At 65.4% G+C, this 11,833-nt stretch carries 8 protein-coding genes; 4 read left to right on the forward strand and 4 right to left on the reverse strand.

Features of this window, described 5'->3' with window-relative positions; all coding sequences use genetic code 11:
* Window positions 1-6 precede the first annotated feature (6 nt).
* The gene (gene rpsL / locus JQK15_RS11960) at window positions 7-378 is read right to left on the reverse strand and encodes a 30S ribosomal protein S12 (protein WP_004208728.1); all 372 of its coding nucleotides are present in this window, start codon (window positions 376-378) and stop codon (window positions 7-9) included.
* Between the two features lie 359 nt (window positions 379-737).
* On the opposite strand from rpsL, the gene JQK15_RS26855 reads away from it, so the two are divergent.
* The 3 genes from JQK15_RS26855 to JQK15_RS11975 all read left to right on the forward strand — a co-directional run bounded on the left by JQK15_RS26855 (window position 738) and on the right by JQK15_RS11975 (window position 4,739).
* Window positions 738-3,014 (forward strand): putative bifunctional diguanylate cyclase/phosphodiesterase, encoded by a 2,277-nt coding sequence (locus JQK15_RS26855; RefSeq protein WP_214865705.1) that lies wholly within the window; start codon window positions 738-740, stop codon window positions 3,012-3,014.
* A gap of 167 nt (window positions 3,015-3,181) precedes the next feature.
* On the forward strand, window positions 3,182-4,372 hold the full coding sequence (locus JQK15_RS11970) for a M23 family metallopeptidase (protein WP_125988494.1): 1,191 nt from the start codon (window positions 3,182-3,184) through the stop codon (window positions 4,370-4,372).
* The gene (locus JQK15_RS11975; RefSeq protein WP_010337288.1) at window positions 4,353-4,739 is read left to right on the forward strand and encodes a bactofilin family protein; all 387 of its coding nucleotides are present in this window, start codon (window positions 4,353-4,355) and stop codon (window positions 4,737-4,739) included. The genes JQK15_RS11970 and JQK15_RS11975 overlap by 20 nt, the downstream gene beginning before the upstream one ends.
* A gap of 4 nt (window positions 4,740-4,743) precedes the next feature.
* Here the strand turns inward: JQK15_RS11975 and JQK15_RS11980 are convergent, their stop codons facing one another.
* Genes JQK15_RS11980 through JQK15_RS11990 form a run of 3 tightly spaced genes read right to left on the reverse strand, consistent with a single transcriptional unit; the run spans window position 4,744 to window position 8,092 of the window.
* A complete protein-coding gene (locus JQK15_RS11980) occupies window positions 4,744-6,252 on the reverse strand; it encodes a YifB family Mg chelatase-like AAA ATPase (RefSeq protein ID WP_214865708.1) in 1,509 nt (502 codons plus the stop codon).
* Between the two features lie 50 nt (window positions 6,253-6,302).
* Window positions 6,303-6,977 carry an RlmE family RNA methyltransferase gene (locus JQK15_RS11985; protein ID WP_004208734.1) on the reverse strand — a complete coding sequence of 225 codons (675 nt, stop codon included), beginning with the start codon at window positions 6,975-6,977 and terminating at the stop codon, window positions 6,303-6,305.
* The gene (locus JQK15_RS11990) at window positions 6,974-8,092 is read right to left on the reverse strand and encodes a Ppx/GppA phosphatase family protein (protein ID WP_010337284.1); all 1,119 of its coding nucleotides are present in this window, start codon (window positions 8,090-8,092) and stop codon (window positions 6,974-6,976) included. The genes JQK15_RS11985 and JQK15_RS11990 overlap by 4 nt, the downstream gene beginning before the upstream one ends.
* Window positions 8,093-8,428: 336 nt before the next feature.
* Between JQK15_RS11990 and JQK15_RS11995 the strand changes: the two genes are divergently transcribed.
* Window positions 8,429-11,761 carry an autotransporter domain-containing protein gene (locus JQK15_RS11995; protein ID WP_214865710.1) on the forward strand — a complete coding sequence of 1,111 codons (3,333 nt, stop codon included), beginning with the start codon at window positions 8,429-8,431 and terminating at the stop codon, window positions 11,759-11,761.
* Window positions 11,762-11,833: the final 72 nt, after the last annotated feature.

Here is an 11,833-nt window from a genome sequence, read left to right on the forward strand (position 1 = left end):
CTCCCCTTACTTCGGACGCTTGGCGCCGTACTTCGAACGGCTCTGCTTGCGATCCTTGACGCCCTGGGTATCCAGAACGCCGCGAAGAACGTGATAGCGCACGCCCGGAAGATCTCGCACACGGCCGCCACGGATCAGCACGACGCTGTGTTCCTGGAGGTTGTGGCCTTCACCCGGGATGTAGGTGATGACTTCGCGCTGGTTGACCAGACGCACCTTCGCCACCTTACGGAGAGCCGAGTTCGGCTTCTTCGGGGTCGTCGTGTAGACACGGGTGCAAACGCCACGCTTCTGCGGGTTCGCATCCATCGCAGGGACCTTGGACTTGGTCTTCTGCAGTTCGCGGCCCTTGCGGACCAGCTGGTTGATTGTTGGCATGAAGCCCTTCACCTTTTCAGTTACTTTACCGGACGCCACCTGCGTTCCTGACCGGCCGGAATCACGAAAATTCCGAACGGCAAAGGCCCCCGACGGACAAGATCCGCCCGGAGCCGCAGGGACAGCCGATAATGTTCAGCTCTAGTGCTTGCCCCGGAAAGCGGCGGGAAAACGAGTCTTCCAGACGCGTAGCGCGGGGCAGCGGCCCTATAGCGACGGGGGACGGAAGGGTCAAGCACGGCGCCCGAAGGCGCGCGGAGATGCACGCGCGACATAGTGAATGACATTTTATCATTTTGCTAACATGCTGCAGATTATGGGATCTTTCCCCGCAGCCCCCATATCCAGATGGACCAGTCGTGATTGCACTTTCCCGCATTAGCGGCGAATTCCACAGCCCGGAACGGGAGGCCGCCTTCCAGGCCGATCGACTACCCGAATCGCGGCGCCACGCCCATCTGCTCTTCGCCTTGTCGGCGCTGCTCAACACCCTCTTCCTGCTGAGCGACTGGCGCTTTGCCGGGACGCCCCATTTCTGGGTCGCGGTGCCCGCCCGACTGGTCGTGGTCTTCTGGTCGCTCGTCAGCCTGGGCCTGTGCCGCTACATGCACAGTTTCAAGGCAGTCGAACGCATCTGTTTCGTCTGGCAATGCATCACCGCCATCGGCGTCGCCTTCCTCGTCTCCTCGCGCAGCGACATCGCCATCTTCGTCCTGGTGATGCTGCCGCTCGTCTTCTACCTGGTGGTGCCGACCAGCTTCCGCGGCAATGTCGGCGGCGGCCTGGGCTGCGGCGTCGCGCTGCTGATCGGCTATCTGGCCCCCGCCCCTCTATCGCCGACCATGCCCGGCATGATCATGGCGGTGCTGATGCTTCATTGCGGCATGTGGATCGCGATCGCCCGCACCAACCGGCTGCAGCGGTTGGAATGGACCGCCAGCCAGGATGCGCAGGCCGCCCGCGTCGCGCTCGCTGCCAATGGCGAAGCGCTCGAACGGCTGTTCATGACGGTGCCGCTGCCGCTGATCGTCATCCGCGACGACGGCACCGTCCTGCGCATGAACGATTCCGCCGCACGCAATCTGGGCACCGCGGACGATGTCGCCCGGCTGGCGCTGATCGTCGACCATGCCCCGCCGCTGCGTCTGCTCGATCGGCTGACGCGGGGCGACAGCATCGACAATGACGAATGCTGCCTCGCCAATGACGAAGGCATCATCCGCGATGTCCTGCTGGGCGCCCGCCCGATCCTGCTCGCCGGCGAACAATGCATCCTTGCCAGCATCGTCGACATCACCGACCGCAAGCAGGCCGAACGCCATCTTGCCCATCTGGCGATGACCGACGCCCTTACCGGCCTCGCCAACCGATCCCATTTCATGGCCAGCCTGATGCAGGCGGCCCAATCGACCGAACGATCCGGCGGCCAGATGGCGGTCGTGCTGATCGACGTCGACGAATTCAAGCGGATCAACGACAGCGCCGGCCATGATGCCGGCGACGCTCTCCTCTGCGCCGTGGCGGAACGGCTGCGCGACTCGGTGCGCCCCGCCGACATGATCGCCCGCATGGGCGGCGACGAATTCGCCGTCATCCTCACCCGCCTGCGCGGCCTGGCCGACCTCGACACCATCCTCAGCCGCATGATCGCGCGCCTGCACATGCCGCTGCGCCATGGCGGGCGGGACATTGATTGCCGCGTCAGCATGGGCGTCGCCCTCTACCCCGACCATGCCGGCGACATGATCGACCTGATGAAGCATGCCGACATCGCCCTGTATGAGGCGAAGAATAGCGGGCGCGGACGCGCCTGCCTGTTCGAGCCCGGCCTGCTGGAAAGCTGGCAGACCGAGGCGCGGATGCTGGAGCGGGCACGCGATGCGCTCGCCCATGCCCAGCCCGTGCCCTGGTATCAGCCCAAGGTCGACCTGCAGGATGGCCGCGTCATCGGCTTCGAGGCGCTACTGCGCTGCGTCCGCCCGGACGGCACGCTGATGATGCCCGACCAGATATTGGCCGCCTTCGAACATCCCGAACTGGGCCGCAAGATCACCGAGCGGATGATCGACCAGGTGCTGGCCGATTGCCGGGCCTGGACCAGCGCCGGCATCGATTTTGGCCATGTCGCGGTCAATGTTCCCGGCGTCGAACTGCATGACCGCGCCTTCCCCGACCGGTTGCTCGCCCGCCTCGCCCATGCCGATGTCGAACCGCGCCGGATCGAGCTGGAAGTCACCGAATCCGTCTTCCTCGGCCGCAATGTCGATGTGGTGGAACGCAATCTTCAGCGCCTCAGCCAGGCGGGCATGGCCATCGCCCTCGACGATTTCGGCACCGGCTACGCCTCGCTGTCCCACCTCAAGCAGTTTCCGATCGACGTCATCAAGATCGACAAGGGCTTCGTGCGCGACCTGGAAACCGACCCGGATGATGCCGCAATCGTACGCACTGTGCTCAACCTCGCCTACAGCCTGGGCGTGAAGACCGTGGCCGAAGGCGTCGAAACGATTGAACAACTGGAATATTTGCGATCAGGTGGTTGCCATTATGGCCAGGGCTATTATTGGAGCGCTGCCGTTCCGGCATCGCAATTACCCAGCTTTCTTGAGCCCTCCCGCTTTGCCCGTCGAAGCTGAAGCGGATCGCGAAAAATATTTTCAAAGCCAGGGAACCAAATGGGACGAAGATCATTTCGTCCCGGTTTAGCTTCGACTCGTCACGAGTCCGCGGCTGTGGATTCGCGCGTCCGATCTTCTTTTGCTACCGGCCCGACTCACCGAAATAAATAGTTACGGGGTCGCAATTGTCGCAGCGCAAGAAGAAGGGGGTCGCCACCCTCTGGGCCAGGCTCAGTGCCTTGTGCCCGGAGCGGGAAATCTTCCTGCGCTCGGGCGGCCAGGTAAAGTTCATCCGCATTTCCAAGCGCGCCCAGCTCATGGCCCTCGGCATCCTGTCGACCGGCCTGGTCGGCTGGGGCGCGGTTACCGTATCGATGCTCGCCAGCAGCGCCGCCGTCGCCCATGACCGCGCGATGCTGGATGCCAAGGGTGCGGCCGTGGCCAGCAAGGCACGCAAGGTCGACGGCTATCGCAAGTCGGTGAACGACCTCGCCCATGACCTGGAAGCGCGCCAGGATTTCATCGACGATCTCTACAAGACCCATTTCGGCGAGTCTGGCGATGCCGCAGCCAATGCCCCGGTCGGCAAGGCGGACGCCGCCACCGAAAAGGGCGGCCAGGGCAAGCTCGACGCCAAGATCAGCATGGCGCCCGAAGCCGCACCGCTGATGCAGGTCGATGCCCGCCAGCGCCGCTTCGCCGCCCTGCTGACCAGCGCCGTGGAAGCCCGCACGCAAAAGGCCGCCGCCGCAATCCGCAGCTTCGGCCTCAATCCCGACGCGCTCGCCCGCAATGCGGCCCGCGCCCAGGGTGGCCCGTTCGTGCCCTGGCATGGCGACGAGGATGCGATGCCGGCCGAGCTGGAAAAGCTCGCCACCGCGCTTTCCCGCATGGAATTTCTGGAAACCAGCCTGCTGCGCATCCCGTCGGGCCAGCCGACCGGCACGCCGATGCTCAGCAGCTCCTATGGCTATCGCCGCGACCCGTTCAACGGTCACGCCGCCTTCCATGCCGGGCTCGACTTTCCCGGCCGCTATGGCCAGCCGATCCTGGCCGCCGCCCCCGGCAAGGTCAGCTATGTCGGCCAGCGCAGCGGCTATGGCAATGTCGTGGAGGTCACCCATGGCAATGGCATCATGACCCGCTACGCCCATCTGTCCGGCTTCAACGCCCGTGTCGGCCAGCAGGTCGCGCGCGGTGACCAGATCGCCCGCATGGGCTCCACCGGCCGCTCGACCGGCACGCATCTTCATTTCGAGGTGCGCGTCAACGGCGATCCCATCAATCCCCGCCGTTTCCTCGAGGCCCGCAAAGATGTTCTCCAAGTCCAGCAAATCGCCACGGCCCGTCTCGCCGATGTCGGCAACCGGGGCTAAGCACACCCCCTTCTCGCTGATCGGCAGCGACGTGACGATCACCGGCAATCTCGCCGCGACCGTCGACCTGCATGTCGACGGCGTGATCGACGGCGACATTCGCTGCGCCGCGCTGGTCCAGGGCCCCGACAGCCGCATCATCGGCCATGTCACCGCGCAGAGCGCGCGCTTGGCGGGCCTCGTCGACGGATCGATCAGCGCCGAGGAACTGGTGGTCGAAAGCACCGCCCGCATCACCGGCGACGTGACCTATGAGCGGATCACGATTGAGGCCGGCAGCCGGGTCGAGGGTCGCTTTGCCCATAAGGATAATGGCCCGGTCGCGGCCGCCGACCTCAAGCTCATTACCAGCGACAGCGCAGCCTAAGCACTCAGTTGACCGGCGCCCGCCGCCGGTAGCTCAGCGCCTCGGCCACATGCACCCGGCCGACCTGCTCCGCGCCGGCCAGGTCGGCGATCGTGCGCGCCACCCGCAACACCCGCGTATAGCCGCGCGCCGACAGCTTCATCGCGGCGGCGGCCTGTGCCAATAATTGCCGCCCGGCCTCGTCCGGCCCGGCCACATCCTCCAGCCGCTCGCCATCCACCTCGGCATTGGTCCGCACCTTGCTGCCGGCATAGCGCCGGGTCTGTAGCGTGCGCGCCGCCGCGACGCGCGCGGCCACCTCCGCCGATCCCTCGGCCGGCGGCGGCAGCACCAGGTCGGCCGCCGTCACCGCCTGCACCTCGACATGTAGGTCGATGCGATCGAGCAGCGGTCCGGACACCTTCGCCTGATAATCGCTGGCGCAGCGCGGCGCGCGCGAACAGGCCAGGGCCGGGTCGGACAGATGGCCACAGCGACAGGGATTCATCGCCGCGATCAACTGCACCCGCGCCGGGAAGGTCACATGCGCATTGGCGCGCGCCACGCTCACCTCGCCGCTCTCCAGCGGCTGACGCAGCGAATCGAGCACCACCCGCTGAAACTCCGGCAGTTCGTCCAGGAACAGCACGCCCAGATGGGCCATGCTGACCTCGCCCGGCCGCGCCTTGAGGCCGCCACCGACCAGGGCCGCCATCGACGCGCTATGATGCGGATTGCGGAACGGGCGGGCGCGGCTGATCCGTCCGCCCTCCAGCGTGCCGGCGACGCTCGCGACCATCGATGTCTCCAGCGCCTCGGTCGGCGTCAGTTCGGGCAATATGCCAGGCAGGCAACTCGCCATCAGCGACTTGCCCGCCCCTGGCGGCCCGACCATCAGCAGATTATGGCCGCCGGCCGCCGCGATCTCCAGCGCGCGCTTGGCGCTTTCCTGCCCCTTCACCTGGCGCAGATCGGCCGTGCGCAGCGGCGGCTCGACCGCGCCGGGCTGGGGCGGCGACAATACCGCCGTGCCCTTGAAATGATTGAGCAGGCTCAGAAGATCGGGCGTGGCCACGACCTCCACCTGCCCCGCCCATGCCGCTTCGCTCCCCTGCGCGGCGGGACAGACCAGCCCCAGATCCTGTTCGCCGGCATGCAGCGCCGCCAGCAGCACGCCGGGTGACGGCGCGGTGCGCCCGTCCAGCCCCAGTTCGCCGACGACGATATAGCCTGCCAGCGTCTCGGCATCGATCACCCCCATCGCGCCCAGCAGCGCGATCGCGATCGGCAGGTCGAAATGCGATCCTTCCTTGGGCAGGTCGGCAGGCGAGAGATTGACGGTGATCCGCTTGGGCGGCAGCGACAGGCCGATCGCGGCGATCGCATTGCGCACCCGCTCGCGGCTTTCGGCCACCGCCTTGTCGGGCAGGCCGACGACGATGAAGGCGGGCAATCCCGGAACAAGCTGGCACTGCACTTCGACCGTGCGCGCCTCCAGGCCCAGATAGGCCACCGTCGAAACCGTCGCTACCAAAGGCCCCGCCCCCTTCTTCCCCCATGAAGGCGGCCGATCGCTTGTCCCCGTTACTCTTGCGCGTCCGGCCGTCCCTTGAATCCCTGCGCCACGACATACCATTCGACGCTGCCCTTGCGGCTCGCCGGCGGCTTGGCATGCTTGATCGTGGTAAAATGCTTCTTGAGCACCGCCAGCAGCTCCGCATCGGTGCCACCGGCAAAGACCTTGGCGACGAAGGTGCCGCCCTTGCGCAGATTCTGCACGGCGAAATCCGCCGCCGCCTCGACCAGCCCCATGGTGCGCAGATGGTCGGTCTGGGCATGGCCCACCGTATTGGCCGCCATGTCGGAAATCACCAGATCCGGCTCCTGCCCCAGCGCCTCGCGCAGCAGGTCGGGCGCCTTGTCGTCCATGAAGTCCATTTCGAACAGGGTGACACCCGGAATCGGATCGACCGGCAGCAGGTCGATGCCGACCACCGCCGCCTTCGGCGCCATCTTGCGGATCACCTGTGCCCAGCCGCCCGGTGCCACGCCCAGGTCGACGACCGCGCGCGATCCCTTCACGAAATGGAACTTCTCGTCCAGCTCGATCAGCTTGAAGGCGGCGCGGCTGCGCCAGCCTTCCTGCTTGGCCTTGTGGACATAGGGGTCGTTGAGGTGCCGCTCCAGCCAGCGCACCGACTGCGCGGTGCGCCCCTTGGCGGATTTCACCCGCACCTTGCCTGCGCCAGAACCCCTCACGTCGTTGCTCCATGGCGGTCCATCAGACCGCGCAATATGCCCTCGCGAATGCCGCGGTCGGCGACGCCCAGTCGCTCGGCCGGCCAGATGTCGAGGATCGATTCCAAAATGGCACAGCCCGCGACCACCAGGTCGGCGCGCTCCGTGCCGATGCAGGGCAATCGCTGCCGATCCGCCAGCGCCATGGTCGACAGCCGTTCGGAAATCGCACGCATCGAACTGCTCGGCACGATCAACCCATCGATCGCCTGCCTGTCATAGCGCGGCAGGTCAAGGTGCAGGCTGGCCAAAGTGGTCACCGTGCCCGACGTGCCCAGCAGCCTGATGCCGGCTTCGCCCTGCGGCAGGCGCCGGGCAAGCGGCGCGAACGCCTCGGCCACGCGCGCGCGCATCCGGCCATAGGCGGCCAGCCGCTCGGCCGGATTGGCATGGTCGAACAATTCGCTCTCGGTCAGCGACACCACGCCCCAGGGCGCGCTCACCCAATCGACGATGCGCGGCGCGCCGTCGCAATGGGAATCGACCAGCACCAGTTCGGTCGATCCACCGCCAATGTCGAAGATCAGCGCCGGGCCATTGCCCTCTTCCAGCAGCGCATGGCATCCCAGCACCGCCAGCCGCGCCTCTTCCTGTGCGCTGATGATGTCGAGCGCGATCCCGGTCTCGCGATAGACGCGCTGGATGAACTCTGCGCCGTTGCTCGCCCGCCGACAGGCTTCGGTCGCGACCGACCGCGCCAGCGTCACATGGCGCCGCCGCAGCTTGTCGGCGCAGACCGACAGCGCAGCGATGGCCCGGTCGATCGCCGCATCGCTGATCCGACCGGTAGCCGCCAGCCCCTCGCCCAGACGCACGATCCGGGAAAAGGCATCGACCACGATGAACCCGTCCGCTGACGGCTTGGCGATCAGCAGACGACAATTATTGGTACCCAGATCGATTGCCGCATAGGATCGGCGGTCACGCGCCGTGTAGGGATAAAGGCCCCGTTGCTTCGACGGGGGCGTAATGGCCGCAGCCTTGCTCCCATTACCCGAACCGGAACGGGCGGACTTGCCCGAAACGCGGCCAACCGGGCCGGAACTCTGCGGCGATGGGCGGCTATGCTGCACCAAGGCCGTATCTCACTTCATCAATCGCCGATCGCGCAAATCCGATCGGAACTTGCCTTCATGCTTAAGCGGAACCGCCCGCTTCCGCAAGTGGGCGGGAAACAAGCCGAAAATCCCCGGCATTTCTTCAACCCATTACATTTGCATAAATTACATAAACGATACCGTTAACATAGAAAACGGCATGACCGCCGGATCAGTCAATCAACTCTGGATATTCATAACGCAAAGATAACATTGTGTCTTTTTGGATACATGACAGAAACTTTCATTTTTGGACAATTGTCTTGCGCCTGATAGCTGCATAGCCTCGCCAACGGTCTTTGGGGAGTTAACATCATGCGCATTCGTAAGAATGGCGCGGGCCTGTTGGCACGCGCCGGTCGTTCTGCCCTTTTGGCATCGGCCGCTCTGTCCGCTCTGAGCATCGCACCGGCAGCCCATGCCGTCGTGCCGAACGACAATAATACGCCGGCCGACATCGTCGATGGCACCGATGTGAACGGCGTCGGCATCATGTATCGCGCCGACGGCTATGTCTGCACCGGCACGCTGATCAATCCGCGCACCGTCATTTTCGCCGCCCACTGCGTCAATGATTATGACCCCAGCACCTACAGCACGGTGAATGACGGCATTCCGGTCGCCTTCGCCTTCCAGAGCAACGCCCGCCCCGGCCTCGTCAACTGGATCAACAACGGCTATCGCACCAACACCGCGCTCAGCGTCTACAACGTCAACAATATCGCCTATAATCCGGACTCGCTCGATCCGCCGGCGCTCAGCTTTCTCTATGGCGACACGGCGATGGCCACGCTCGACACGCCGGCCAGCGATGTGCCGACCTGGGCGATGCTCTTTTCCGCCCTGCCCGCGCCGGAAAGCATCAGCGACACGACCGGCACCGGCTATCATGTGACGATCACCGGCTATGGCCGCAGCGGCAGCGGCACCACCGGCAACAGCTATGGCATCGATTATCGCCGCAAGGTGGCCGAGAATTTCCTCGGCATGCTCGGCTCGCTCGACGATATCGACATTTTCCTGTTCGGCGAGGGCGGTGGCTATACCCAGAATCTCTACCAGACCGACTTCGACGATCCGACCCGGACCAACGAATTCGACTTCAATGTCTTCAAGGACGATGCGCTTCCCAATGAAGGCAATACCGCTGGCGGCGATTCCGGCGGCCCGCTGATCCTCGACCAGACCTTCGACCAGAAGGTGGTGCTGGGCGTCCTGTCGGGCGGCAGCCGCTACTTCCTGGAACAGCCGCAAAGCTCTTATGGCGGCTCCGCCTTCTATCAACCGCTCTACCTCTTCTGGGACTGGATCGCGCAGAATAATCCCTATCGCTACGCCACTGCCAAGGCCGGCGACGGCAAATGGAGCGACGCCAGCCACTGGGTGACGGCGCTCGATCCCAATTACATGATCATCGACAGCAACGGATCGCTGGTGAACGGCGTGCCGACCACGCCCGGCGCCGGCGCCTTTGGCGAGGATGATGCGCAGAAGTTCGGCCAGGTCTGCTACCAGCCCAATGATGGATCGGACGACGCCTGTTACGACGTCGGCACCGACACGCTGCTGATCAATGGCGAGCCGGTCGAGGCGACCGACGCGACCACCACCAGCGGCAGCAAGACCGTCGCCGACAACAAGGGCAAGGTCGAGATCGCCGAGCGCAGCCCGTCCGATGGTGCCGCCAGCCTGGCGGACGAGGCCATCGTCGAGGCCCAGGCGGAGGGCGATGCCGTCCTGCCCGCCGCGACCCTGACCAATGGCCTGCCCGGCGCCACCAATTTCGTGCCGAACAATATTGACCCGGTCGCCGCGCAGGGCGTCGTGGGTCGCTATTATGACGTCACGCTGAGCGCCGCCGGCAAGACCACGCTCGACATCGACGCCACCGTCGATCGCTTCACCATCTCGGGCACCGGCTCGACGCTCGACGTCACCAGCGCCGGGTCGCTGACCAGCCTGATGGACATCAACCATCTGGCCGGCGTGGTGAATGTCGACGGCACGGTCGAAACGCCGGGCGACTATCTGCTGCTCTCGGGCCTGCTCTCGGGCAAGGGCACGCTGCGGACCCCCTATTTCACGAACATCATGGGCGTGGTCGCGCCTGGCGGCATCGGCACGGTCGGCACGCTCACGGTCGAGGGTAATGCCATCCTGTCCTCAGGCAGCACGCTTCATGTCGACCTTGGCAGCAGCGGTTCCGATCTGCTCGCGGTCAAGGCCACCGATGATGTCGAAGGCGTCGCGGCGGTCGATGGCAAGGTCGTCTTCGGCGCGGCGACCGGCGCCAAGCTGCGCTATGGCAGCCGCTACACTTTCCTGAACGCGGAAGGCGGCGTCGAAGGCACGTTCGACACGCCGACCAACATCAGCGCCATCCTGAAGCCCGTCCTGACCTATGGCGCCAACAGTGTCAGCGTCACGATCGATGCCGGCACCTATGCCGGCGTCGTCAATGGCGGCTCGCAGGTGCAGACCAGCTTTGCCCGCCTGCTCGATCAGAACCGCGCCCTCTACGGCAATTATGCCACCCTCTATGGTGAGGCCGACCTGCTGAGCGTCGCCGCGATCCAGGCGTCGCTCGAAGCCATGGCACCGCGCACCGAAGCGCTCCGCACCTCCATGTCCGAAGTGCTGAACGACAATATGGCCCGCTTCTATCGCGATCGCCTGGCACGCGTCAGCGGCGGCAGCATGGGCGGCACGCTGACCATGACCGGGCAGCCGCTCCAGCTCGCCGCGCTCAGCATGAACAATCTGAACCTGGGCATGGATCAGGGCGGCGGCAACGAAACCGTCACCCAGGAAAATGCCCTGCCTGAAGACGTCAGCGCCTTCATCGCCGGCGGCTATATCGACGGCAAGAGCGATCCGATGCGGGGCGCCATCACCACCGGCCGCGACAAGTTCGACGGCTGGTATGGTGCGGCCGGCATCGAAAAGATGATCGGCGACGATGCCGTGATCGGCCTGGCCGCCTCCTTCAGCGAGCTCAAGGGCAATACCGGCATCGGCGACACCGCCCGTGCCCGCCTTTACCAGGCCACCGTCTATGGCAATTGGGATCTGGGCGGCGTGGTTCTGGATGGCGTCGGCAGCGCCGGCACCCTCACCAGCAAGACCAAGCGCGCCTTTGCGGTGGGCACCACCCCCTACACCCTGCGCGGCAGCGATCAGCAGCTGGCCCTGTCGGGTGAGATCGGCATCGGCGCGCCGCTGGGTGGCAACGCCTTCACCATCACGCCGCGCGCCTCGCTGCGTGGCGCCTATATCAGCGGCGGCAACCTCGCTGAATATGGCGGCGACACCGCGCTGGTGATCCATCGCCATGCGATCCAGAGCGCGCAGGGGCGCCTGGGGGCCACGGCGAAGATCGATGTCGGCGGGTTCAAGCCCTATCTGACCGCCAATTATGTCCATGAGTTCCGCGACCAGCCGGCCTATTTCCTGGCCAATTTCGTCGGCGGCACCGGATCGCTCGCGCCCTTCGCGCTGGGTGGCTCGGACAAGAATTGGGGCGAAGTGGGCGGCGGCCTGACCCTCAGCACGGGCAATGTCGACATCAGCCTGTCGGCCGACACCACCGCCTGGCGCGGCAACCTCAGCTATCAGAGCTATCGCGCCGCACTCAAATTCCGCTTCTGACAGCAGCTCCCCGGCAACAGAAGCATTGGGCCGTCCCGCATGGGGCGGCCTTTTTTTTTTGCGGGCAGCCCC

Source organism: Sphingobium sp. BHU LFT2, from assembly GCF_018604485.1.
GTDB lineage: Bacteria > Pseudomonadota > Alphaproteobacteria > Sphingomonadales > Sphingomonadaceae > Sphingobium > Sphingobium yanoikuyae_A.

Bases quoted from the DNA above. Each gene is read 5' to 3' on its own strand.
- rpsL (WP_004208728.1), bottom strand. From the start codon at position 378: ATGCCAACAATCAACCAGCTGGTCCGCAAGGGCCGCGAACTGCAGAAG.
- JQK15_RS11975 (WP_010337288.1), top strand. From the start codon at position 4,353: ATGTCGGCAACCGGGGCTAAGCACACCCCCTTCTCGCTGATCGGCAGC.
- JQK15_RS11995 (WP_214865710.1), top strand. From the start codon at position 8,429: ATGCGCATTCGTAAGAATGGCGCGGGCCTGTTGGCACGCGCCGGTCGT.